Origin of the sequence: Bacillus sp. 1021, from assembly GCF_014534735.1 — a bacterium.
GTDB classification, from domain to species: Bacteria; Bacillota; Bacilli; order Bacillales; family Bacillaceae; genus Bacillus; species Bacillus siamensis.
This window is the reverse complement of sequence record NZ_JACVSR010000002.1, coordinates 833,843-858,346: the sequence shown is the minus strand read 5'-3', so window position 1 is coordinate 858,346 and position 24,504 is coordinate 833,843. Positions and strand designations below refer to the sequence as shown.

26 protein-coding genes and 1 pseudogene are annotated in these 24,504 nt (G+C 46.5%); 5 read left to right on the top strand and 22 right to left on the bottom strand.

What is annotated here, in order from left to right; translation table 11 throughout:
- Window positions 1-2 precede the first annotated feature (2 nt).
- The 6 genes and pseudogenes from ICW23_RS11030 to ICW23_RS11005 form a co-directional block, all read right to left on the bottom strand.
- Complete coding sequence (locus tag ICW23_RS11030; protein ID WP_045926053.1) at window positions 3-530, bottom strand: stage II sporulation protein M; 528 nt, start codon at window positions 528-530, stop codon at window positions 3-5.
- Window positions 527-1,231, bottom strand: coding sequence for an ABC transporter ATP-binding protein (locus ICW23_RS11025; RefSeq protein ID WP_016938077.1), 705 nt, complete (start codon window positions 1,229-1,231; stop codon window positions 527-529). The genes ICW23_RS11030 and ICW23_RS11025 overlap by 4 nt, the downstream gene beginning before the upstream one ends.
- On the bottom strand, window positions 1,224-2,879 hold the full coding sequence (locus ICW23_RS11020; protein WP_188154499.1) for a hypothetical protein: 1,656 nt from the start codon (window positions 2,877-2,879) through the stop codon (window positions 1,224-1,226). Before ICW23_RS11020 ends, ICW23_RS11025 begins: the two co-directional genes overlap by 8 nt.
- A gap of 82 nt (window positions 2,880-2,961) precedes the next feature.
- Window positions 2,962-3,297 (bottom strand): uberolysin/carnocyclin family circular bacteriocin, encoded by a 336-nt coding sequence (locus ICW23_RS11015; protein ID WP_003151973.1) that lies wholly within the window; start codon window positions 3,295-3,297, stop codon window positions 2,962-2,964.
- A 65-nt stretch (window positions 3,298-3,362) separates the two neighbouring features.
- On the bottom strand, window positions 3,363-3,935 hold the full coding sequence (locus ICW23_RS11010) for a hypothetical protein (protein ID WP_016938075.1): 573 nt from the start codon (window positions 3,933-3,935) through the stop codon (window positions 3,363-3,365).
- A gap of 262 nt (window positions 3,936-4,197) precedes the next feature.
- Window positions 4,198-4,736 (bottom strand): annotated as a pseudogene (locus ICW23_RS11005) (GNAT family N-acetyltransferase).
- A 276-nt stretch (window positions 4,737-5,012) separates the two neighbouring features.
- Between ICW23_RS11005 and ICW23_RS11000 the strand changes: the two are divergent.
- Window positions 5,013-5,774, top strand: a complete 762-nt coding sequence (locus ICW23_RS11000; RefSeq protein ID WP_188154498.1) for an SDR family oxidoreductase — start codon at window positions 5,013-5,015, stop codon at window positions 5,772-5,774.
- Between the two features lie 138 nt (window positions 5,775-5,912).
- Here the strand turns inward: ICW23_RS11000 and ICW23_RS10995 are convergent, their stop codons facing one another.
- The 4 genes from ICW23_RS10995 to ICW23_RS10980 form a co-directional block, all read right to left on the bottom strand.
- Complete coding sequence (locus tag ICW23_RS10995) at window positions 5,913-6,275, bottom strand: HesB/IscA family protein (RefSeq protein WP_016938072.1); 363 nt, start codon at window positions 6,273-6,275, stop codon at window positions 5,913-5,915.
- A 77-nt stretch (window positions 6,276-6,352) separates the two neighbouring features.
- Window positions 6,353-7,207, bottom strand: a complete 855-nt coding sequence (gene dapF, locus ICW23_RS10990; protein WP_049627289.1) for a diaminopimelate epimerase — start codon at window positions 7,205-7,207, stop codon at window positions 6,353-6,355.
- Between the two features lie 123 nt (window positions 7,208-7,330).
- Complete coding sequence (locus tag ICW23_RS10985; protein WP_016938070.1) at window positions 7,331-8,548, bottom strand: NupC/NupG family nucleoside CNT transporter; 1,218 nt, start codon at window positions 8,546-8,548, stop codon at window positions 7,331-7,333.
- Between the two features lie 133 nt (window positions 8,549-8,681).
- Entirely contained in the window at window positions 8,682-8,918 is a 237-nt protein-coding gene (locus ICW23_RS10980; protein WP_007408721.1) for a YuzB family protein, read from the bottom strand.
- Window positions 8,919-9,184: 266 nt separating this feature from the next.
- On the opposite strand from ICW23_RS10980, the gene ICW23_RS10975 reads away from it, so the two are divergent.
- Window positions 9,185-10,252: an NAD(P)/FAD-dependent oxidoreductase gene (locus ICW23_RS10975; protein ID WP_060964386.1), complete on the top strand. Its 1,068-nt coding sequence runs from the start codon at window positions 9,185-9,187 to the stop codon at window positions 10,250-10,252.
- A gap of 37 nt (window positions 10,253-10,289) precedes the next feature.
- Here ICW23_RS10975 and ICW23_RS10970 read toward each other — a convergent pair whose 3' ends face one another.
- Complete coding sequence (locus ICW23_RS10970) at window positions 10,290-10,616, bottom strand: YuzD family protein (RefSeq protein ID WP_045926049.1); 327 nt, start codon at window positions 10,614-10,616, stop codon at window positions 10,290-10,292.
- A 79-nt stretch (window positions 10,617-10,695) separates the two neighbouring features.
- Between ICW23_RS10970 and ICW23_RS10965 the strand changes: the two genes are divergently transcribed.
- The gene (locus tag ICW23_RS10965; RefSeq protein WP_173363134.1) at window positions 10,696-11,031 is read left to right on the top strand and encodes a NifU family protein; all 336 of its coding nucleotides are present in this window, start codon (window positions 10,696-10,698) and stop codon (window positions 11,029-11,031) included.
- Between the two features lie 37 nt (window positions 11,032-11,068).
- On the opposite strand, the gene ICW23_RS10960 is transcribed toward ICW23_RS10965, so the two are convergent.
- From ICW23_RS10960 to cotNH, 5 genes are all read right to left on the bottom strand, one after another.
- The gene (locus ICW23_RS10960) at window positions 11,069-13,051 is read right to left on the bottom strand and encodes a S9 family peptidase (RefSeq protein WP_188154497.1); all 1,983 of its coding nucleotides are present in this window, start codon (window positions 13,049-13,051) and stop codon (window positions 11,069-11,071) included.
- 101 nt (window positions 13,052-13,152) lie between these two features.
- Complete coding sequence (thrB, locus tag ICW23_RS10955) at window positions 13,153-14,082, bottom strand: homoserine kinase (RefSeq protein WP_188154496.1); 930 nt, start codon at window positions 14,080-14,082, stop codon at window positions 13,153-13,155.
- A complete protein-coding gene (gene thrC, locus ICW23_RS10950) occupies window positions 14,079-15,137 on the bottom strand; it encodes a threonine synthase (RefSeq protein ID WP_045926048.1) in 1,059 nt (352 codons plus the stop codon). Before thrC ends, thrB begins: the two co-directional genes overlap by 4 nt.
- Window positions 15,137-16,438: a homoserine dehydrogenase gene (locus ICW23_RS10945; RefSeq protein WP_049627291.1), complete on the bottom strand. Its 1,302-nt coding sequence runs from the start codon at window positions 16,436-16,438 to the stop codon at window positions 15,137-15,139. The genes thrC and ICW23_RS10945 overlap by 1 nt, the downstream gene beginning before the upstream one ends.
- Before the next feature lie 201 nt (window positions 16,439-16,639).
- Window positions 16,640-17,656 (bottom strand): spore coat-associated protein CotNH, encoded by a 1,017-nt coding sequence (gene cotNH / locus ICW23_RS10940; protein WP_155816742.1) that lies wholly within the window; start codon window positions 17,654-17,656, stop codon window positions 16,640-16,642.
- A gap of 154 nt (window positions 17,657-17,810) precedes the next feature.
- Between cotNH and ICW23_RS10935 the strand changes: the two genes are divergently transcribed.
- Window positions 17,811-18,311, top strand: coding sequence for a phosphatidylglycerophosphatase A family protein (locus ICW23_RS10935; RefSeq protein ID WP_045926073.1), 501 nt, complete (start codon window positions 17,811-17,813; stop codon window positions 18,309-18,311).
- Between the two features lie 26 nt (window positions 18,312-18,337).
- On the opposite strand, the gene ICW23_RS10930 is transcribed toward ICW23_RS10935, so the two are convergent.
- The 4 genes from ICW23_RS10930 to lipA all read right to left on the bottom strand — a co-directional run bounded on the left by ICW23_RS10930 (window position 18,338) and on the right by lipA (window position 20,992).
- Window positions 18,338-19,108 carry a TIGR01457 family HAD-type hydrolase gene (locus ICW23_RS10930; RefSeq protein ID WP_013353455.1) on the bottom strand — a complete coding sequence of 257 codons (771 nt, stop codon included), beginning with the start codon at window positions 19,106-19,108 and terminating at the stop codon, window positions 18,338-18,340.
- Window positions 19,109-19,141: 33 nt separating this feature from the next.
- Complete coding sequence (locus ICW23_RS10925) at window positions 19,142-19,576, bottom strand: DUF86 domain-containing protein (protein ID WP_188154495.1); 435 nt, start codon at window positions 19,574-19,576, stop codon at window positions 19,142-19,144.
- A gap of 25 nt (window positions 19,577-19,601) precedes the next feature.
- Complete coding sequence (locus ICW23_RS10920; RefSeq protein WP_003151928.1) at window positions 19,602-19,877, bottom strand: YutD family protein; 276 nt, start codon at window positions 19,875-19,877, stop codon at window positions 19,602-19,604.
- A 218-nt stretch (window positions 19,878-20,095) separates the two neighbouring features.
- On the bottom strand, window positions 20,096-20,992 hold the full coding sequence (lipA, locus tag ICW23_RS10915; RefSeq protein WP_003151923.1) for a lipoyl synthase: 897 nt from the start codon (window positions 20,990-20,992) through the stop codon (window positions 20,096-20,098).
- 202 nt (window positions 20,993-21,194) lie between these two features.
- Here lipA and lytH point away from each other — a divergent pair, with 202 nt between their 5' ends.
- Window positions 21,195-22,172, top strand: a complete 978-nt coding sequence (gene lytH, locus ICW23_RS10910) for an L-Ala--D-Glu endopeptidase (protein ID WP_045926044.1) — start codon at window positions 21,195-21,197, stop codon at window positions 22,170-22,172.
- 37 nt (window positions 22,173-22,209) lie between these two features.
- Here the strand turns inward: lytH and yunB are convergent, their stop codons facing one another.
- Together yunB and ICW23_RS10900 are read right to left on the bottom strand one after the other, a co-directional pair.
- Window positions 22,210-22,968, bottom strand: coding sequence for a sporulation protein YunB (gene yunB / locus ICW23_RS10905; protein WP_076982791.1), 759 nt, complete (start codon window positions 22,966-22,968; stop codon window positions 22,210-22,212).
- Window positions 22,969-23,106: 138 nt separating this feature from the next.
- The gene (locus ICW23_RS10900) at window positions 23,107-24,501 is read right to left on the bottom strand and encodes a bifunctional metallophosphatase/5'-nucleotidase (RefSeq protein WP_064778672.1); all 1,395 of its coding nucleotides are present in this window, start codon (window positions 24,499-24,501) and stop codon (window positions 23,107-23,109) included.
- Between the last annotated feature and the right edge of the window lie 3 nt (window positions 24,502-24,504).

Genomic DNA, 24,504 nt, shown 5'->3' with positions numbered 1-24,504 from the left:
TTTTACTTAAAAATTGGTGTGATATAAGTTTCAATGATGGCGGCGGCGATCAGCAGACAAATAATAAACAGCACCAATATTCCGATATGCCTGAACATTGAAGCTATTATCCTTCTCTCTTTAGAAAAACACAGCCTGACGACCAATTCAACGCCCTTAAAACCAATGGCGCCACTTAATAATAACGCAGGAACTTCAAATATACCATGAGGAATTAGCAGTAAAATAATCTGATATAAAGGGATCCCGCCCTGCAGATTTTCGATAATAGAACCGCTTAAAATAAATCCATTGGTGAATAAATAAAAGATTGAGGTCAACCCAAAAGTAAAAAAACCTGCTGCTAAAAACAGACAAGCGATTGCATTATTCTTTAACAATTCAACTGCGCCTGACGAGCCATTATAAGACGCTGATGATACAAAGTGATCGGTAAAAACCGCAGCGATTGCACCGCCTGAAAAAAACAGCAATGACGCGGTTAACGGAATGGCGGACGTTCTGATTGCCGGCAAAATGCGGTTCATCATGTATAGATACGCTCAGCCATTTCTTCGATTTCTTCTAATGAATGCTCGGATGACTGATACTCCGCCGCAAAAACGCCGTCATGGATAATACCGATCGTATCGCACAACGAATGCGCCAGTTCCAGCAGGTGAGTCGATAACAGGACCGTATTCCCCTGTTTGACGTACTCCTTCAATAACGTCCGTATCGTTTTGCCGCTGATTAAATCAATGCCCGTCAGCGGCTCGTCAAGGATTAAGATCTTAGGCTGATGAATGAGCGCGGCAGCGATTGATAATTTTTGTTTCATTCCGTGTGAATAGGTTTTAATCAGCTGATTTCCGTCTTGTGAAAGCTTCAGCGTCTCTAACATATTCTTTATATAATCATTTGTCCGCTGAGACGGCACTTGAAACATCTCCGCTGTAAAACGCAAGTATTCGACTCCCGTTAAGTAATCATATAAAAAAGCATGGTCGGGCACAAAACCGATATCAGCCGATATTTGCCCCCCCTCTTCTGAATCTATTTCTTTACCGTCAATCACGACGCAGCCTGACGTCGGTTTAAGCAGGCCCGAAATGATTTTCAAAGTCGTTGTTTTCCCGACTCCATTGGTCCCGAGCAAAGCGTAGATTGAGCCTTTTTTCACCTCAAAGGAAATATCCTTTAACACCTGTTTTTCACTATAGTTTTTTTGTATATTCACTAATTTAATCATTGTTCGCAAACCTTTCCGCCATATTAATTCTGCGAAGAAACAGAAACATGACTCCATAGTTTAATAGTGTGAACAGGACAAATATACCTGATGCAGAATGAATAAGCAGCGTTTCAAGTTCCGGCTTTTTATAAATAAAATATGACGTGATCGCAGCAATTTGAAGCGACACAATGAAAATCAAAGAACCGTATAAGTTGTTGTACGTCTTTGCTTTCCCGGCTTCTCCGATTTCGTACAGGTGCTCCCAGTTTTTTTTAGGGTACAAGGCGGTGCTTGAAATCTGGACAAGACTGTATAAAAAACCCGAACATAAAAATACAATAAACAGGTAGACCGTCAGCGCAGCGGAGGACGGAAAAAACACCGTAATCAAAATGGTCATGATGAATGAATAGATAAGAGCCGCAAGATTATAAATACATACTTTCGGAAACACGAGCTGCCACGCATGCTTGATATTCCGGTGAAACAGATGCTGATTTTTTATTTCTCCATCAACGGATAATACGGTTTTGAGCGCGTCCCCGACAAGCTGATACGAAAAGTTCGCAATGATAACCGCGGCGGATACGATGGCAGCTGCCGAATACCCGGTAAAATGATGAGAAAGCAGCGGAACACAAAAACCTAAAAACAGCATGAACAAATAAAGCATACTGCCGAAATTCCTGATAAAAAACCCGTCAATTCTCGTTAAAAACAGAAGGTCCTTTTGAAAAACGGCATGAAATATTTTGTTATTCCTATATAATTTAAGCTTTGGCGTAAAAGCTGCGTTTGTCAAAAACATATAAGGAATAAGATCCATTTTCTTCAGGGTAGCCGCCCACAGCTTAAACAGTCCAGCCGTAAAAAGGACGGCGGCTGCAAATACTGCTGCGAAAACGAGCACGGAATCTGAGCGGAATACCAGCCATACATACGGTGTATTCATGAGGATGTTCCGGAAAGCCGGCGACTCCGTAAATCCGGAAATGTCCTTTACCGTATACTCCCCAAACACGAGAAGATAAACGGCATACCCCACTGCCAGCGGCACCAGCAGGCTGACGCTGAATAAAATGCCCTTCATGATTTTCAAGTAAAACCATTTGCTCCACATATTCGTAAGAAGATAAACAACGTAAGAAAACAGCATAGATAAAAATAAATTGAGAAGAAAATAAACGAAGCCCAGGAAAAATACGATGACCGCTGCAGATCCAGCCATGCCTGCGCCGGTTAAAAACAAAAAGACCGGAAAAACAAAAAGATACCATACGAAAATGGTTTTTTTGATCGCCTGGCCGGTAAAAACTGAAAACAGCTGTAAAAAACGAACCTTTTTTAATTGATGAATGACCTTGCGCGTATCCAGCAGAAAAGCATTTTGATGTTCTTTAAAGAAGCCGGCAGACCAAAAAAGCTGCTCCAATGAAACGGCGATTAAAACAAATTTCCCCCACGCGCTGATAGGAAGCTGAATCAGTTTTGTCCCGAATACAATGCCGCATCCCAGTAAAATAAGATAAACACATAACAGAGAAATGATAATGGCAGAAAGCAGTTTGCCGTTGAGTTGAGGAATTCCCCAATCTTCCTTTTTTTTGCGGAACGACGACAGGGTATTATATTTGATAAGAGCTGTAATTTGTCTGACTATCATACTTTCAATCCTTACATATGTATTTGGGAGAGAGGCTCTTTTTGCAGCTTGTACAAAAAGAGCAATTATTTATCGATCGATTTTACCAAGCAGCTGCGTATTTTTTGCCGTATTTCTTAATCATTGTTTTTGCTGTTGCAACGATTGCATAAGAAATCGCGCCTGCGCCTGTAACGATACCGATGAGAGAAATGATAGAAGCAATTGTTGAAGCCGCATCAATGATATCAATTGCTTTTTTAGCTGCTGCTGTAGAGATACCGAGAGTCGAAGCTAATTCAGCATTGGCTGAGAATGCATGAGCCGCCGCCACATTTAATTCAGTGCCAGTTAATAAAAGTGCATAAACCAACGTCGCTGCAGCAAGAGCCGCGCCAAACAAAATGAAAGATTTTTTATTAGATTTTACTAAGTTCATCTTAACATCCCCCTGCTCTGTTTTTAATATATAATAAAATTCAGCTTAATTGACTCTCTCCCGAGCTAAATTTTATCCGCCATAAAATAATTAAAGAAGATAGTGAAGAGTTTTAATAAAACAAAACATCCAGTTAAAATGATTCTCTTTCCTTTGCTGAGATCGGTAAGTTTTCCTGCGGCAGCATAAAGAGCCGCGATTGACAGAAGCAGAAATGGATCCAGCAGCTGTAAACTCAGTTTGGTGCCGCCGGCAGAATATATAAGTGAGGAATCAGCCGTTAAGTAGTTAACAACTGACAGAATCAACATTTTAAATGCCGAGATTAAAGAAGTCAGCGTATATAGAAGCAAATATATTTTTTTCGGTTTTTTTGTACCGAGAATAAAAGCGGCAACGAATAACAGAAACCCGCCTATCAGGATTTCCACAAAAGTGGTGAAGATCATAAACCCTTGCAGAAACATGACAATCGTACGAACACTTTTCTCCCCGATATCGTAGGTATTTTCTCCGACAGAAGAGTAATAAGACTGCAGCACTTTATCTGAAATACTGAATTGGAAGAGTAATGAACAGATCAAAATGATGAAAAAAGAACTTAAAAATATTTTTTTATTGCTCAATTGACCTATCATATTATCATCCTTTTCTTACAAAATAAATGAACTATTCTATACTTTTACAATTTAGTTTATTCCTATCAAAAAATCAATATCCTTTCGAAAAATATGACTTTAGAATGTGTTGACAAAGAGCATATTTTTCATAGTTTTTGATGCTATGTACCCTTTATTTTTTTCTGAATTTGCAAATAGTACGATTTAGACAATGGATTTGAGGTATTAGAGAAGAATGACCTGCGGAATGAGACGCAGGATCCAAAAAAGGAGGATATCGTTATGTATCCTCCGGATGTATGATCGCCAGCACCTGATGATCTTCCCATTTTCCATTTATTTTTACATTTTTTCTCGCAATGCCTTCTTTATGAAAGCCGGTTTTTTCGAGCACACGGATTGACGCCTTATTGTGCGGCATGACTCCGGCTTCTATCCGATGCAGGTTCAGCTCATTGAATGCATAATCGGCTGCCAGCTTGACAGCCTACGTCGCATAGCCTTTTCCATTATGTTTGCCATCTAAAAAGTAACCGATGAAAGCGCTTTGGATGTCGCCCCGAACCACCTGAAAAGGCTGATCGTGCCAATCAGGGCCTGATCCTGAAGAAAAATGCCGAAGCTGTATTCTGTGTCATTTTCCGCATTCTTCAGTGATTGTTCAATTCGTTTTTTCCGGCCTTCCAGCGTATAAAAATCCTCTTGTCTCGACATGGCAAACCGTTCAAAAAACATGCGGTTTTCCGTCTGCAAAATCAGTTCCTGCTCAGCATCATTCAGGCTGAGCGGCCTGATATCAACGCTGTTTCCTTCCTGCATATGCATCGCCGTCCTTTTGTTTTAATCAGAAACGTTTTTTAATTGCCTTTTTCCCATGTTATACGGTACGCTTTATCGCATCAAGAAAGATCCCAGAATTTGATCGGAAAAGGTTCTTTTGTTGACTTAAACCGCACTTTAAGCCGTATCATCATATTGTGACAAGGAAAGAATAGTTTTGGCGGGTTTCCCGATGATCCCAAAAAATATATTGATTGGATTGCAGCTGAAATGTCATCAAAGAAATGTAAACCAAATTGGAAAAGAGGAGTTCATATGAACCTGACGGGAAATACAATACTGATTACAGGCGGAAATGCCGGGATAGGATTGGCTTTCGCAGAACGATTTTTAAAAGCGGGAAATAAAGTCATCGTGACCGGACGGCGTGAACATGCTCTTCAAAAAGCAAAGGAAACATTTCCGGATCTTATTACCTATGTCAGTGATTTGAGCATTCCATCTGAACGTGTATCACTGTTTGATTGGGTGACAGAGAACTATCCGGAAGTGAATGTGTTAGTCAACAACGCGGGGATTCAACAACGTTTTCATGTGCTGAATGCGGATGCGAAGGACAATTGGGACTATTTCAATAAAGAAATCACAACGAACATTGAAGCTCCCTTCCACCTGTCTATGCTGTTCGCTCCGTTTTTTGCCGGAAAAGAAGATGCGGCTGTCATTAACGTCTCTTCGGGATTGGCTTTTACACCGCTTGCCATTGCTCCGATCTATTCAGCAACGAAAGCGGCGCTTCATTCATTTACAATGAGTCTGAGACACCAGCTTTCTGATTCAGCTGTAGAAGTGATTGAAGTTGCGCCTCCGGCAGTCAATACAGATTTAGGCGGAGCAGGGCTGCATACGCAAGGAGAACCGCTGGATGAATTCGCTGATGGGATTTTTAAAGGACTGAAAGAGGGCAAACTAGAAATCGGATATGGTTCTTCAGCGGAACGGCTGCGCATGTCCCGGGATAAAGCCGATGAACACACGGCAAATATGTACAATGCAATGAAACATACAATTGAATAACATCTTTGAAAAAGCAAAACCCGCTTCTGTTGAGCGGGTTTTGCTTTTATTAAACAAACGCCTTTCTTAACAATGGTGCAAGCGCCATCGAAAAGAAAGACGCCATATTTTTTCATCCTAAGAATGGCAGGTTGAGCCCTAGCACTCTTCCGGCGTACCGGCGTTTTTGGCCGTGCGGAAAGAAGATCCGCAGCCGCAGGAAGCGATGGCATTCGGGTTGTCAATGGTGAAGCCGCCGCCCATCATGGACTGTTTGAAGTCGATGATCGTGCCGGTCATAATATCGAGGCTGTCGCTGTCGACCAAAACGGTGATTCCGTGCTGTTCAAACATGCTGTCTTTTTCGCCTTTTTCATGCTCAAATCCCATTCCGTAAGACAGGCCGCTGCAGCCGCCGCCTTTTACGCCCACACGGAGGAACGCGTTTTCTTCTTCATGCTCTTTCATCATATCTTTTATATGCAAAGCTGCTGCTTCAGTGATGGTTACTGGAACACTCATAGGTAGACCTCCTTTTTTAAAAACGAATACTGATGTCTATTATAAACCTTGAGAAGCGTATTTCTCAAACGAGCTGTTTACAAATAATAGACGCCGCTGCATACGGTTTCGGCGGGCCCTGTCATCAGCACGTGCCCATTGTCCTGCCAATTAATCACAAGGTCGCCTCCCGCCAAATGAACAGTGATATCCCGGTTCCGTTCAGAAACACCGTTCAATACGGATGCGACAGCCGCCGCACAGGCGCCTGTTCCGCAAGCCTGTGTAATGCCGGAGCCGCGTTCCCATACACGGAAATGAAGTTCATCCGCGCTGACGGTTTCCACAAACTCGACATTGACGCCTTCCGGGAATCTCGGGTCTTTTTCAATGACGGGGCCGAGCGTTGTAAGAGGCGCTTGACTGATATCTTCAACCGGAAAGACAATATGGGGGTTTCCCATTGATACGGCAGTTCCTGAAAGCTCCGTCTCTCCAAAAACAAAGGTCTCATCGATCGTCCGTTCATCTTCATTGCCTAGCATCGGCAGCTCTTTTTTGGTCAGGCGGGGTTCGCCCATATCAACGGCGACTTCACGCACTATCCCGTTGTCCTCCGTAATGTCTGCTTTCACAAGACCTGAGAGCGTTTCAATGAAAAAGGACGTTTCTTCTGTCAGCTTATGTTCGTATGCGTACTTTGCCACACAGCGAAGGCCGTTGCCGCAATTTTTTCCTTCTGAACCGTCATTATTAAAAATCCGCATTTTAACGGGCGCTTTTTCTGACGGACAGATGAGGATCATGCCGTCAGAACCGATGCCCGTATGAATGCTGGACACTTTAACGGCAATCTCAGCCAGCCGTTCTTCCGGCAGCTTTTCTTCGAATTGATTTACATATATATAACTGTTTCCAAGACCGTGCATCTTGGTAAAACGGAATGAATTCATATCGGCCTCCAACTTTTTTTCTTTTACTTAGTATAAAAGCTCTTCCCCTCGGACACAATATAAATATCCCCCGTTTTTCATACATAAAAGCTCCCTGCATATGCAGGGAGCTTTTATCGTTTACTAAATAAACATGCCGGCAATCGCCGCGCTGAGAAGGTTAGCGAGTGTTCCCGCAATAACCGCTCTTAACCCGAGGCGCGCGATGTCTGAACGGCGGCTTGGGGCCAAACCGCCCAATGTGCCGAGCATGATCGCAATGGAAGAGAAGTTGGCGAATCCGCACAGCGCAAAGCTGATAATCGTAGACGTTTTTTTAGAAAAGTCCGCAATATGTGGACCGAAGTTGGAATAAGCGACAAACTCATTCAGCACAAGCTTTTGTCCGATATAGCTTCCCGCTCCGAGCGCTTCATGCCAAGGAACTCCGATAACAAATGCGATCGGTGAAAACACGTAACCGAGAATGGATTCTAATGTAATATGTTTGAAACCGAACCAGCCGCCGATTCCGCCGAGAATTCCGTTCACTACGGCGATGAGCGCGACAAACGCAAGCAGCATGGCGCCGACGTTTAGCGCAATTTGAAGGCCGGTGGACGCGCCTTTTGCCGCGGCATCGATCACATTAGCGGCGCCTTCGCCTTCTTCGTCCATATTAAAGTCACCTTTAACCGTCTGCGTTTTTTCTGTTTCCGGTATTAATATTTTTCCGAACACGAGACCGGCAGGAGCCGCCATGAAGCTAGCCGCCAGCAAGTACTCGATCGGAATGCCTAACAGGGCGTATCCGAAAAGCGTCGAACCCGCTACAGCCGAAAGGCCGCTCGTCATAATCGTAAACAGCTCGGAACGGGTCAATCCCGCAATCAGCGGTTTAATGGCAAGCGGTGATTCAGACTGTCCGACAAAAATATTCGCAGCCGCCGCAAGCGATTCTGTTCTGCTTGTCCCAAGAAGCTTTGACAGTCCGCCTCCGATGACGCGAAAAATAAGCTGCATGATTTTCAGGTGATACAAAACGGCAATCAGCGCTGAGAAAAAGATAATGACCGGCAGAACACTCAGCGCGAAAGCCGGGCTGCTGCCCACTTTTAACAGCGGGCCAAAAATAAAGCTGATGCCTTCGTTCGCATAATCAATGAGAAGCTGCACACGGCTTGAGAACCATAAAAATACGGCCCGGCCGGCGTCCCACTTTAATACGATGAATCCGAAGGCCATTTGTAAACATAAACCGACAATGACGGTTCGCAGTTTAATTTTGCTTTTCTTCTCTGATAACAAAAAAGCAATGGCTAATATAGCAACTGCCCCAAGCAGCCCCCAAACGATATTCAATGAATCCACCTCTAAAATTTTATTTAAAAAAAGTCTTTATTAAGATAACAATATTTATTTTTGCTGTCTACAAATTTTTTATTTTGCCAAATCCCGGGGCGCATAAAAAAAGAGGCCCGTTCGGAGCCTCTGATTAAAACATCGGATTTTCTTCTATGAATGTATATATGTTGTCAACCAATTCAGCAGGCGTGCCTCCCGTGACCACTTCGCCGTTAACCAGGGCGAACAGGGACTCCATGCATTTCCCGCAATAGCTTAAACAGCCGTATTCAAGCACGTCCAAGTTCGGATCCTTCTCTAAGATCTCAAGTGCTTCCTGGGAACCGCGCGCTAAATTGCTGACACAGAATTCAATCATCGGATTCATGCGGTTTCACCTCACATATGTACCTTATCCTAACGGAATTTCCTCTATTCGTCAAAGATCCGGTTTCACACTCAATGTTATCGTAACATATTAATTCAGGTTAAAGGTTTTACTATTACGCGTTTTCTGGTCAATTTGTAGGTTATTTTAAAACTATTATTGTGGTTTTAGATCAAATTCGATATAATTCTAGATGTTATTTTACATAGTTCGTTATTTTGTAACAACATTGACTACCATATTTTTCGGGCAAAAGGGGAATCATTATGAAAAAATTGGTCTTGATCGGCGGGGGTTACGGAAACATGCGGGTGCTGCACCGCTTATTGCCGAACCAGCTTCCGTCAGATACATCCATCACGCTGATTGACAGAAACCCGTATCACTGCTTAAAAACAGAATATTATGCGCTCGCCGCCGGCACGATTTCTGATCATCATATCAGAGTGTCCTTTCCAGAGCATCCGAATCTGGATGTTCAATACGGTGAGGTGGCTTCCATCGACACGAAAAACAAACAAGTTCTGTTTCATGACCGCGAACCGATTTCTTACGATGACGCGGTGATCGGACTGGGCTGCGAGGATAAGTATCATAACGTGCCCGGCGCGCCGGAACATACTTACAGCATTCAAACCATTGACCAGTCACGCGAAGCCTATCAAAAGCTGAACAACCTCGGCGCCAATGCATCTGTCGCTATCGTCGGAGCGGGATTAAGCGGCGTGGAGCTTGCCAGTGAATTAAGAGAGAGCCGTGACGATCTGAAGATTATATTATTTGACCGGGGCGATCTGATTTTATCAAGCTTTCCGAAAAGGCTCAGCAAATACGTTCAAAAATGGTTTGAAGAGCACGGCGTCACCATTATCAATAATGCGAATATTACAAAAGTGGAAGACGGTATCGTTTACAATCATGATGAAGCAATACCGGCCGATGCCATCGTGTGGACGGCGGGAATTCAGCCGAATAGAGCCGTCAGAGAACTGGACGCTGAAAAAGATCCGCAAGGCCGCATCGTTTTGACACCGCACCATAACCTTCCGGGCGATGAGCATGTTTACGTCGTCGGTGATTGCGCGAGCCTTCCGCATGCGCCGAGCGCTCAGCTTGCTGAAGCGCAGGCGGAGCAAATTGTGCAGGTTCTTTTGAAACGCTGGAACAATGAAGAGCTGCCGGAAACAATGCCGCAATTTAAGCTGAAAGGCGTCCTCGGCTCGCTCGGAAAAAAAGCGGGTTTCGGTCTTGTCAACGACCGTCCGCTGATCGGGCGTGTGCCGCGCCTGTTAAAATCAGGCCTTTTATGGATGTACAAGCATCATAACGGCTGATAATGGAAAAGCCGCTGATTGCGATCAGCGGCCATTTTTATGAGCCCGCCACATAGCCGCGCTTTTCCATTTCTTCATATATATCTTTTAAATGCGGATTCCCTTCTCCTACAATGACATCTTCCACCAGCACAAGCGGATAGAAAAATTCATCGTTTCTGATTCGCTCCGCAAGCTCTTTTGTCTCCTTTTGCTGAGGCGGTGTGTCAATATCAATATACTGCATGTTAAAAGGCTGCTCCGGATATTTCCGTTTCAGCGCCGCCTCCAGCCATTCAAACGTATCTTTGGCGCTCGGCATATTTACACAGCTTGCGCAGAGCGTTTCAGCGCCGTAAACACTGAGCGTCACCGGCTTTGTCATGTTTATCATCCCCTTTCCACCAGTATACAAAGGACGGGGCAGCTTTTGTATAAAAAACGGTTTTTATGTTCAAGTTTAAATATGCTATAATGAAGAAAGCAGCATTGCAAACCAAACATTAGATTTTTACCGTTACTGTGAATATAATGGTTTTATGCATATGAAAGGAGCGAATCTCATGACTGAGGTTGAAATGAAAGAGCAAGTACAGGAAGTATTGGATAAATTACGCCCGTTTCTGCTTCGTGACGGCGGTGACTGTGAGCTTGTCGACGTTGACGAAGGCATTGTAAAGCTTCGTCTCCTTGGCGCATGCGGCAGCTGCCCAAGTTCAACGATTACGCTGAAAGCCGGAATCGAACGCGCCCTTCTTGAAGAAGTGCCGGGTGTCGTTGAAGTAGAACAAGTATTTTAATAACAAAACCAGGCTGATGACAGCCTGGTTTTTTATTTTATTTTTGCAGATAGTCATTAAACCATGAACAAATATAACGGATGCGTTTGATCCGCTGTTCCGGATGGCCGCTTCTCGACAGCTCATGCGTGGCTTTCGGAAATCGGATGAACGCCGTCGTTTTGTTCAGCTTCTTCAATGCGATAAAGAGCTGCTCAGCCTGTTCTATCGGACAGCGGTCATCACGCTCGCCGTGCAGGATGAGAAGCGGCGTTGAAACGCGGGACGCATATTTTACAGGTGAACGGTCCCAAAGCTTATCCGCTTCCTCAAACAGATCATGGCCAAGCTGCCAGTCGGTAAAAAAGAAGCCGATATCGCTGACACCGTGGAAACTGAACCAATTTGAAATGGAGCGCTGCGTGACGGCTGCTTTAAAACGGCCGGTCTGCCCGACAATCCAATTCGTCATAAACCCTCCGTAGCTTCCGCCCGTCACGCCGAGACGGCCGCTGTCAATAAACGGATACGCCTGAAGGGCTTCATCCACCGCCTGCATGACATCACGGTAATCTCCGCCTCCGTAATCGCCTCTGACACGATTGACGAAATCCTGTCCATAGCCGTGGCTTCCCCTCGGGTTGACATAGACGACAGCATATCCTTGCGCGGCCAGCACTTGGAATTCATGAAAATACGTATGCCCGTACATCATGTGAGGCCCGCCGTGTATGTATAGAATGAGGGGATAAGTTTGATCTTCTTCAAAAGCCGCGGGCTTTAAAAACCAGCCGTGCACCGTCAGTCCGTCTTTCGTTTCATATTGCAGCTTCTCCGGCACGGATATGATGCGTTCCTCTGTAAAACAATCATTGTTGTTTGTCAATTGCTTCTCTTTACCGTTTTCAAATGAAATGCTGTAAAGCTCAGAAGGCCGGGCGGGTTTGGCAATTACGGCGATACAGCTTTTCTGATCGGGATGAAAAGCAAAACCGTTCACATACTCTTCTTCTAATCGGATCGGATAGACGAGGCCGTCAATCGAGATATAATAAATACCGGTGCTTCCCTGCTCGCTCCCGAGGACGTAAAATCCCTGCCCGTCATTTGTCCAAACCGGCCGGGGCGTCACTCCTCCTATGAGTGAATCGGCAATAAGCGCATCGCTCAAATGAACATCCAGCATGTCGGTTAAGCAGGACAGCCGCTCATTTTTCACATCGTACAGCCACGCTTTTTCTAAGGTTGCGTTGCGAAATTCATTCTCATGGCCCAGCATCGCGATATAAGAACCATCCGGTGAAAACACGCAGGAGCCGAAAGAACCGCTGTGCGGGGTAATCTGTTTGAGATCGCCGTCTGCCAGATTCATCAGGTAGACATCGCTCGGCTTTCCGGCGTCACCGGGCTCGCATAAATTGGCGGTAAACGCAATCTGCTTGCCATCCGGTGAAAATGCCGCGTCATCATGATCCGCTTCATGGTCTGTCAGCTGCTGAATCTCCCCCGTTTCAAGATGAATCAGCACAAGCTGTGTCCGGCTTCCGTTGAGCAGGCCCTTCCCGTCGCGTTTATAAGTTAATGACTGAATGTCGATTGGCTCATATTCGTCATGCTTCTTTTTTTCTTTCTCATCGGCGCGCTCCGCTGATGTCAGACTGACGGACACAAGCACGGATCTGCCGTCGGGAGCCCATATCGGATCTGACACGCCCCAAGGGATATCAGCCGCCTTTTCCGCCTCTCCCCCGGCAGTGTCTATGATGTACAGCTGAGGGACGCCATCCTCCCTGTCAGAAACAAAAGCAAGGCGCCGTCCGTCAGGCGACCACCGCGGGTTTGTATTTTTACCGCTTCCGAATGTCCACGGTTTTGAGGTGCGGGATTCTGTGTCGTACACCATAATGGCTGAGGAATAAGAGTCCCGTTTATCATTGACAGTTGTCCGGACGTATGCGGCCCGTCTGCCGTCAGGGGCGTATTGGGGATCTGTCACGGATACGAGAGACGCAATGTCCTCCTCGGTTATAAGTTTTTTCAATCGTTTCTCCTCCTTTTCTCTTTTATTTCGCTTCCCTAAATAAAAATCCTTCTCCAGAAAAAGAAAGCGTCCTTCTCTGATGGGAAGAACGCTTTTTACCATTATACACTTTTCATTTGCTTTAAAGGGTTCCGTTCGATTACGCTTCCTTCTGACGGGACGGTAAGCGACGCAATCTCACAGTGCGGAAAATGCTGAGAAAGGTGGCTTCTCATCTCTTCTCCTTTTCCTTTTGCAGTCAGGACAAGAATCGTCGGGCCCGCTCCGCTCAGCGCGGTCCCATAAGCGCCTTTCATTTCTGCCGCATGCTCTACCTTCGAAAGCTCAGGAACAAGCATGGCGCGGTACGGCTGATGCAGCATGTCTTTTCTCATCATTTTCCCCGCGAGCGCCCAGTCATTTGACATGATCGCAGCAACAAGAAGGTTGCTGACGGCGCTTGCTTTAACGGCGCCGCGGTACGGCAGTTCTTTCGGGAGGACGTCTCTTGCATCCCTGGTCAGAACTTCGTAAAACGGAATAACCGCAACAACGTCGATATCCGCTTCGGCAGTACGCACGATATGTGTTTCATCTTCTTCATGAAGGCCGATCACAAGCCCTCCTGCGAGAGAAGCGGCGGCATTATCAGGGTGCCCCTCTTCAAGACTGGCTAAGTGCAGCTTGTCGCTTTCCGGCAGCTGCAGGCCGCATAACTCATCCGCAAGCTCAATGGCGGCGACGATAGCGGCTGCGCTGCTGCCGAGGCCCCGCGCAAGGGGGATGTCACTCCACACCTTGACATGCGCGGGCGGCAGCTCTTTCTGATAACGGTCAGCCGTCCGTTTGGCGACTTGATAGATGAGGTTGTCCGTTCCTTGAGGGATGCCCGCGACAGTTTCCGTCTCCGCCGAAAACATCCATTCATCGTTTCGGAAAACCGAAAGCTTCAAATATCTGCTGAGCGCCATCCCGACGGAATCAAAGCCCGGTCCTAAGTTGGCGGTGCTTCCCGGAACCGTAATGGAAAACAGCATCTCCGCCTCATTCATACACGCGCCGCTCCATTTAAGTATTCGAGAATACTGTCTTCATCTGTCGGCAGCGTGATCGGTTTTATCTCAGATACGTCTACAGCCGTGTTCGGATCTTTCAGGCCGTTTCCGGTCAAGACTGCGACAACCTTGCTTCCTTTTGGAATTTCACCGGATTTCACCTGTTTTAAAACGCCGGCGATGGATGCACAGGAGCCTGGCTCGGCAAATACGCCTTCTTCACGGGCAATCAGCTGATAAGCGTGAAGGATTTCTCCATCTGTGACTTCATCAATTTTTCCGGCTGACTCTTCCGCTGCAAGCACGGCTTTGTCCCAGCTGGCAGGGTTCCCGATCCGGATTGCCGTCGCAACGGTTTCGGGATTTTTAATGACCTCGCCGCGAACGATGGCCGCAGAACCTTCCGCCTCAAAACCGCGCATCTTCGGAAGTCCGGTGCCGTTTTTCTCATGGTATTCTTTGAACCCTTTCCAGTAGGCCGTAATATTCCCGGCGTTTCCTACCGGGATCGCGAGAATGTCAGGCGCTCCGCCGAGCTGTTCGCATACTTCAAAGGCCGCTGTTTTCTGCCCTTCAATCCGGTACGGGTTTACCGAATTCACTAATGCAATCGGAGATTTTTCACAAATCGACCGGACGATGGCCAGCGCGTCGTCAAAGTTTCCGTCGATCGCGATGATTTCCGCTCCGTACATGACAGCCTGCGCAAGCTTTCCGAAGGCGATTTTTCCGTCCGGAATGATGACAATGCATTTCATGCCTGCTCTCGCCGCGTATGCCGCAGCCGCCGCGGATGTGTTGCCTGTTGAAGCGCACATGATCGTATCATTGCCTTCTTCTTTCGCTTTGGCGACCGCCATGACCATGCCGCGATCTTTAAAAGATCCCGTCGGATTAATGCCCTCCGTTTTCACATGCAGCTCAATTCCGAGCTTTTCGGAAAGCTTCGGAAGATGAATCAGCGGCGTATTTCCTTCATGCAATGTCAGGGCCGGCGTTTGTTCCGTCACCGGCAGAAATTCTTTATATTGATGGATGAGTCCTTTCCACATTAGCTCCAACCGTTCCCTTCTACGCGATATGTGCTTTTTACTTCCTGTACGACTTCGAGATCATTTAAGTTTTGCAGAATGTCGCTGAAATCTTCTTCTGATGCATGATGCGTGACAATCACGATTTCCGCAAGATCATCGCGGCCTTTGATCGGCAGCTGCAGAATTTTTTCAAAGCTTACACCGCGCTCTGAGAAAGCGGATGTGATTATTGAAAAAGAGCCGACCTGGTCTTTGACGTGAATTCTTAAAAACTGCTGAGCGTAAATATCTGACGGCTGCTTCAGATTTCTTTCATACTGCGGGGCGACAAAGCTGTTTCCGTTTACGCCGAGACGCATGTTTTTCATAACCGCGACCAGATCGGAAACGACTGATGTCGCAGTCGGCATGCTTCCGGCGCCGGGGCCGTAAAACATCGTTTCTCCGACAGCTTCTCCGTATACGTAAACGGCATTAAACTCGTTATGCACCGCAGCGAGCGGATGATGATCAGGGAGCAGTGTCGGCTGAACGCTGACCTCGATTTTATTGTCATCACGCTGGGCGATGCCGATCAGCTTCATTGTGTAGCCAAGCCGTTTGCTGAAGCTGATGTCTTCATCCGTAATGCGGGAAATCCCTTTTACTTTGACATCGTCCAAGTCGACATTCATAGAGAAACCGAGACGGGCTAAAATCGCCATCTTGCGTGCGGCATCGAGTCCTTCTACATCGGCGGTCGGGTCCGCTTCCGCGAATCCGAGATCCTGCGCTTCCTTCAGCACTTCTTCATACGGGCTTTTTTCTTTAATCATTTTCGTTAAGATGAAGTTCGTCGTTCCATTGACGATTCCCATCATTTTTGTAATCCGGTCAGAGGAAAGCCCGTCTTCGAGTGTACGTAAAATCGGAATTCCGCCGGCGACACTCGCTTCATAATACAAGTCACAGCCATTTTCCTTTGCGGCGGCTAAAAGCTCTGAGCCGTACACAGCGATCAGATCTTTATTTGCCGTCACAACATGTTTTTTCGCTTTCAAGGCGTCGAGCAGGTATTGCTTCGTCTGTTCGACACCGCCGATGACTTCAATAATCACATCGACCTCAGGGTCATCGATCACATCATAGACTTCCGTCGTCAGCACTTCTTTCGGCAGGTCTGCGTCTCGTTTTTTATCAATATCTTTAACTAGCACTTTTTTGATCGTCACCGGACAGCCGACCTGGTGCATAAGCTTATCCTGATGATCTTGTATAATTTTGACGACACCGCTTCCCACGGTTCCCAGTCCTAACAGTCCAATACGAATTGCTTCCAAAGAGAAACTCCACCTTTCTTCCTTTTGTCCACTTGAAAAGGACAATTGTTAACCCTTCACAGACATTTAAGTTACAAATATTATATAAGCCCGCTTTTGTTTTGACAAGCGGCTGAATATTGATTTCGCGGCCATGAAAACGCTTAACACACTGATATGACAAGATTCTCTATTTTCTAAATATTTTTGCGTTATATTTTCTTACGAAATGCTTCCTTTTCCGAGCCAGGCGACAGGCGGGACAAAAACCTGCGCCGCTCTGACATTCAGCATGTCGTGACATGTCTGCAAAAACTGTTCATAACGGGTGCAGTCGGCAAGAATGTAGTCCAGCTGCTCTTCGTAAAAATGCTTTTCAGACTCATCGGAGATGTAATAGCTCTCCACCGTCTCGAAAAAATGGAGCGGAAACAGCAGGCGGCTGTAAAACAGGCGTTTGGAAAAGGAGGATAACGGCGTAACTTGCTCATACTCCTGTAAAAACAAAAACCCGTCATTGAGCAAGTCGTCACGATGATACAAATATGTGCTGCGCATATATTCCGCAATATCACGGGCGGCATGGTCGAATACCCAATCGCCCGGAATGCGGATCAATGAATCAGCCGACCAGGTATCCCGCTCCATCCGCTGATGGCAGATCGTCCCCGAGTCTTCCGCGCCGGGATTGTCATCCAGCTCCGTATCCACTAAATATTGAATGGCATTTTCCGCTAAGCCTGAATAATAAGGAAATGCTTCGATCATTTTCTTTTCGAACGGTTCAAGCGGAGACATATGAATTTTCTGCATCCAAAATGATTCCAGCTGATCCACCCGTTTTCCCCATAAGTCTTTCCATTGACCGATTCTGCCCGCTTCTTTCACTTCGTAAGGAAAACCCCGCCCTTTTCTGTGGAATTCAGCAAGCTCCCCTCCGACAGAAAACGACCGGTTTGAGACGGGAATCGGCGCTTTTAAGAGCGCATATGTTTTGCCTTCGTCCTCAAAGGTCAGTTCTCCTTCCTTCGTAAAGATAAACACTGAAACGTATGGGTCACTTTGTTCTTGTAAATACTGACTCATGTAATAAAGCTCCGTCAGCTCTGATTGCGAAAAGCCGGAGACGGGAATAATAAGAAAGAAGGAATTAGGCGTCTGGAAGCATTGGTATTTCTGATAAACGGAAAGCTGTCTGACATGGATGCCGTATTTTTCTTTAATGATGCTTTTCATCATAATCACCTGCCTGAAAAATTAGAGCTATTCACATCGTAGTCATACGCCGGCGGAATTATGAATACATATTGTATTCCTTTGAATGAAGAGGAGAAACATCGTACACATCGGAAGGATGTTGTATAAACTAGTAAAAAAAGATTGGGTGAAGCAAATGTCAGAAAAGGAACAACTGAATCAGGTGGAAGCTGTCGCCAGAGCGCGTTTACAAGAACGGGGAGTTGAGACGGATGATATTGCCGAGCTTGTGTATTTCCTTCAGAAAAAATATCATCCTGATTTGACGATAGAGGTATGCAGGCTCAATGTGGACCGCGTCATCGCGAAACGCGAGGTGCAAAACGCGATTTTAACGGGAATAGAATTAGATGTGCTTGCCGAACAAAAAAAGCTGTCTGAACCGCTTCAGACTATTTTGGCGATTGATGAAAGCCTGTATGGGGTTGACGAGGTGCTCGCCTTCTCTATCGTGAATATATACGGCTCGATCGGCTTTACGAATTACGGTTATATTGACAAAGAAAAACCCGGCATTCTCGGGCGGTTAAATGATAAATCAACGGGCGAATGCCATACGTTTCTTGATGATATCGTCGGCGCAATCGCAGCAGCGGCTTCAAGCCGGCTTGCCCACAGCGCCAGAAATACAGAATAAGGACGGCCGTCATGGCCGTCCCTTTTTTATAGATGTTCAATCCATTCAGTTAAAGAGTCAATCGCATATGTCGGCTTCTGATCGTAACCGGCCATATGCTCACGCTTTGTCACTCCGGTATGAACGAGCAGCGTATCCATGCCCGCATTGATGCCGGCCATAATATCCGTTGCATAGTTATCACCGACCATGAGTGTTTCGGAAATATCCGTTCCGAGCACACGCATCGCCTGTTCCATAATAATGGATTCCGGCTTGCCGATAAAGACAGGCTCAACGCCTGTGGACACCGTCAAAACGGATGTCAGTGAGCCGTTCCCCGGCAAAAGCCCTCTTTCAGTCGGAATGGCGACGTCTCCGTTTGTTGAAATAAACCGGGCGCCGTTTCTGATCGCAAGACATCCCGTAGCCAATTTTTCATATGTAATGCCGCGGTCAATTCCCACAACGACAAAGTCCGCGTTTTCTTCTCCGAAGCTCAGCCCGTTTTCTTCGATGGCCTGGCGGATGCCTTCTTCGCCGATCACATATACCGACGCATCTTTTTTCTGCTGGGCGATATGCTGCGCAGTCGCCATGCTAGTTGTGAAAACCTGTTCTTCAGAGGCCGGAATGTCAAAGCTCATCAGCTTGTCCGCCACCTGCTTCGGCGTCCGGGAGGAATTGTTCGTCACGAATAAATACGGAATGCCGCGCGCTTTAAGCGTTCTCACGAATTCACACGCTTCTTCGATTTTTTCCGTCCCGTTGTACATTGTGCCGTCCAAATCAATCAAATATCCTTTATAATCCTTCATACTCAACACTCCTGTGGATTTTCTCACTTGTTGTTATTTAAATGCGGAAACAGGGCCTAACTCTGTTTCAAGGTAGGTTCTTACGCGGGCCGGAAAGGCTTTCAGCACGTCTCTGGTTGACGAGATCAGTGTAAACAGCTCCTGATGATCGACGTGCTGATATTCCTGAACAAGCTGCTTTCTGGAAGAGATCAATTGCTTCAGCTTATTTCCTTCTTCCTCAGCTACCACCTTTTCGTCCGTCAGAATATCCATGATGTCGTCATAACTTCCCGGATCGCGCATGATAAAGCCGTCAATCATATCATTTCCGACATCGAGAATGCATTCGATCATAAGATGGCTGATCCGCTCAAGCGCTCTTTTTTCGATCTCGTTCTGCCAAGCCGGCGTGCTGTCAAACAGCGCCAGCTGATTCTCAAAAAAACGGAGTGTTTGTTCGATATTATTTCTGTCAACAAAATACACGTGACAGCATCCCCTTCTGCATCAATTATTTTCTGATTCGTTTAAGAACAAAATACGCGCAGCCGAAATTGCAGTATTCGTAAATGTATTCGTCCAATGTGCTGATTTTCGTTTCAAAGGTTGCTTTTTGATTCTGGTCATCAAAGAAGCCTTTGAGCCGCAGCTGACTGTATCCCCAGTCCCCCACAATGTAATCATATTTATTTAATATGTCCGAATAGCGGGCTTTGAACGCTTCTTCATTAAAGCCGTTTTTAAAATCATGTACGAGTTCAAACTCGGCATTTTGAATAAGAATCATGTCTTCACCTCTTTTATCACTCTTTACTATCATAATTCATTGACTTCTGTGCATCAATTGCAAAATGAGACGCTTCGGATTGCGGAGAAGATTTTTCCCTTTTATATCCAGTTTAGCGGTTCAGACGGTCCTTATTCAAGAATGACTTTTTTTCGGCTGAAACGGCTCCATCACAAAAAACCCAAAACCTGCGGCGTTTTGGGTTTTTTCGGCTTATATTATGCTTGGGCCTGGCGCTTTTTAGACGCTTCGTTTACTTGTTCATCCGCATGATAGGAAGAACGGACAAGCGGGCCTGCTTCACAGTGGCTGAAGCCTTTTTGCATCGCGATTTCTTTCAGTTCGGCAAATTCGTCCGGATGATAATATTTTTGAACTTTTAAATGTTTTTTGGATGGCTGTAAGTATTGGCCGATCGCCATGATGTCGACATTGTTCGCAAGCAGGTCGTCCATCACTTCAATAATTTCTTCCTTCGTTTCGCCGAGACCGATCATAATGCTTGATTTCGTCGGGATGTCAGGCTGCATTTCTTTCGCACGGCGCAAGAATTCTAAAGAACGGTCATATGTTGCACGGGCGCGGACTCTCGGTGTCAGGCGGCGCACGGTTTCAATGTTGTGGTTCAGAATATCAGGACGGGTATCCATTAATGTTTTCAGGTTGTCGTAATTTCCGCCCATATCGGATGGCAGCACTTCAATCGTCGTGAACGGGCTTTTTCTGCGGATCGCCCGGACCGTTTCCGCAAAGACGCCTGCTCCGCCGTCTTTCTGATCATCACGCGCCACGGCCGTGATAACGGCGTGCTTTAAGTTCATCAGCGCAACCGAATCAGCTACGCGTTCCGGCTCCTGCAGATCCAGCTCAGTCGGCAGACCCGTTTTGACAGCGCAGAAGCGGCATGCTCTCGTACAGACGGAACCGAGAATCATGAATGTCGCCGTACGTCTGACAGCCCAGCATTCATGGATGTTCGGGCATTTTGCTTCTTCACATACGGTATGCAGATTATTTTCACGCATTAATTTTTTGAGACCCGTATAGTTTTCATTCGTGTTCAGCTTTATTTTGAGCCATTCCGGCTTTCTCAGATGCTCGTCTTTCTTTGCCATTTCCCCATCATCTCCATTATCCCTTTATTCATGTTTATGTGCGAAAAATTTCTATTTCACGATTGATATAAAACTCGCGGATTTCTATTCATAAGTCACTTTAACATAGGAAAAATTTCTCGACAAGGGAAGAGAATTACTTACATTTTCTCGGATTGTTGCCGCAAACTATTTGTATTCAATCCTGAAAGGAGATCATGTTGTGAAAGTTCTGTTATCTGCTCTTCTCCTTTTATCTGTTTTCTGTCCGGCTGCAAGCGGAAAAGAACAATCGGCTTCTGTCTACGACGGACGGATGCAATTGTACCGCAAAGCCGAGGCGGTCACACAGATTCCTTGGTATGTGCTTGCAGCGGTTGATCAATATGAAGAAAATGTCCGCTCGAACAGAAAGGATCTGCCTGAAAAAGCGGGAATCATCAGCATTTATATTCCGGATCATTTGTGGAGCGGGCCTGAAAATCCAAATCCTAAGGACGATGCGCCCCTCAGTATTAAAGTATTTGACGGCATCGGCCTGGACGGCGACGGTGATGGAAAAGCCGAGGTAAGCAATGATGAGGATATCCTTTATACATTTGCACAGTACTTAGCGGGATTCGGAACGGATCTTGACCATATCCGCATCGGCCTCTGGAATTATTACCGCCGTGATCAGACGGTCGGCATTATCACCGAATTCATGACACTGTTTAAGACATTCGGCCGCCTTGACCTCGGAGAGCACGCCTTTCCGCTTCCCGTAAAGACGGATTACAGCTACCGCAGCACTTGGGGAGCCGCACGGGGGTTCGGCGGGCGCCGGATTCACGAAGGAACGGATCTGTTCGCTCGTTACGGGCTCCCCGTCAGATCAACCTGCTACGGTATTGTCGAAATGAAAGGCTGGAACCGCTTCGGCGGCTGGAGAATCGGCATCAGGGATATCAATAACACGTATCACTACTTCGCTCACCTGAACGGCTTTGCAAAAGGCATTCATAAAGGCCAGATCGTCAAACCCGGTGAGGTGATCGGTTCTGTCGGAAGCTCCGGCTACGGCCCGCCCGGCACCGCGGGAAAATTTCCGCCGCATCTTCACTACGGGATGTATAAAGATAACGGCAGATCGGAATGGTCTTTTGACCCGTATCCTCATTTAAGGGCATGGGAACGGAAAGAAATCCGCAGGAAAAAGTAAACACACAGCCGCCAGAAGAGAATGCGGCTGTGTGTCTTTATTTGTCTTTCTCCTTTTTTTCATTCGGCAGCTGAACGGAAGGCGTCACACCTGATCCGCCGCTTCCGTTATAAAACTGCGGCACTTCTCCTTGAATGGCTTTAATGGAGACCGGGATATTATTTGTCACGACTGATGTTTTGCTGGCAAACGGGATAATCACCTTCACTTTAATCTCCACGAAAATACTGATATCAATCAGGGCATTGTTGATGCCGTACGGCTTTATTTTTGTTTTCACGTCAGTTAACGCATCGCCGATCAAGTTAAAGCGCACGGGGATTTTCGGCCCGAGATTCCCAAGAATGCTGTTACCCGTGACCTGCCCTAAAGGGATGTTAATCATAATTGCATCGGCCGTTTTGGCGCCTTTTTCTGTTTCATGCTGCTTATTGTTCGACTCCGCTTCCTTCAGATGAGCCTGAAGCTGCTTTGTCACTTTCGCCTTCATGCTGTTGACCACTTGTGTATTAAAATCCATCGTTGTGACTTTTCCGTTTTCATCCGTTTTCATATCGACCATATCTTTCACATTGTCGCTGTGAGACATGTATTCTTCAATGGATTCTGTAATGACCTCTGTCGCCACCCGTTTTGTTTCCATTTCTCCGATGTTCATCAGCACCGGTTTAATTGAGGAGTTGATCATCCAAAGGCTGATGACCGTCGATATGATAAAAAAAGCAAACGACAGAAGAAGCACATACCGAAAAGGCAAAGGCCCTCTCTTGCGAAGAGTGCTCCGGTATCTAGGCAAGAAAAATCCCCCCTTACATATCACAATGTATGCTTGTAAGAGGGGACATAGTAATTTATTTTTACTCTTAAAAAGTCACGCTTTCCTTCATTCAAGTGCCCGCGGCAGAAATGGACCGGCGAACGAACACCTCTGACATTACGGCTGCTGCGCAAGCTTCCAGGCGAGCAGATCTCTTAAAAACTCCGGCATAAAGTATTGTTTTTCTTTCGAATCACGGATCTCAGGGAACAGCTTTCCGAGTGTGAACATGTCGAGAACGGCAACCGAGTATATCCGGTCCGGATCAAGCTCTTCTCCGTTCACTTTCACATTGATGAGGTGCGTCACCCCGTCTTCAAGAATGTCAGTCTGCACCTCTGCTCCGGCATATACCATCCTGCCCATGACTTCTCCGCGGAAGCCGAGGCCTTTAATCCGCAGCTGCTCCATTTTTTCAGAGGCAGCCTGGCTGATTGTTTCTTGAAGTTCCCTGCCTGAAAGACGCACGGCGACCGGATTGATCGGATGGGGGCAGATGCGGTGCAGATCAAGCTTTGTGACAGGCCCCTTTCTTAAAGGCCCCAAAATGACACCCGAATTCACCATGCTGACTTCACAGCCGCACCAGCTTTTCAGCGCTTCGGCTAAAAGAAGCGGAAGGGGCGATTCTTCAAACCACTTCACGCCGGCTTCTTCATTCAGATCGGCGACTTGCACGGAGAGCAGGTTTTCCGCTTCCCGTTCTTTCTCTTTCAGATAAGCCGCTGTATCTTCAGATTCACCGTGCCAATCAGCCATTTTCTGCACAGATGCCTGTTTGCTGACGATGGTTCTTGATTCACTTTCGATCGTCAGCTCGACACAGCCGACATAGTTCCCGTATTTCTCCGCACAGGCAAGCAGTACGCCGTTTATATCCTGGCCGTCCTCAAGAAGGTGGTGCGTATGCGATTCAAGAATGACATCAATATCGGGGAATTTTTCCGCTGCGGCCCGGTCATCGATCAAGCCTAAATGCGAAAGCAGAATGATGATATCCGCTTTGCCCTTGATATCGTCAAGCGAGTCTTGAATGCTTTTTTCCGCATCCGTCACCGTCCAGCCAAGCTTTTGATAGACGGGATAATACGGCACCGTGACGCCGAGTATGCCTGCGGTCATCCCGTTTTTCAGTGTTTTGATCACGTATGGCTCGGCCCATTCCGGCCGCTGTCCGTCCGCGTCAAACAGGTTGGACACTATGACGGGAAACGCGGCATGATTATATAAATCCGCCAGTTCATCATGAGGCAGCGTAATTCCTTCATTATTCCCCACGGCGGCCGCATCAATCTCAAGACGGTTTAACAAGTCGACATTCGCTTTGCCGAAGGTCGCTTCCGTTATCATTTGAAATCGGTCCATATGGTCGCCGATGTCGAAAACGAGTGTTTCCTCCCCGTCTTTTTCATGCTCATGTTTCTTCTGCTCAATATAATGTACGATTTTCGGCCAATTTTCGAAATGGCTGTGCAAATCATTCGTATGATATAAACGGAGCTTCTCTAACATACC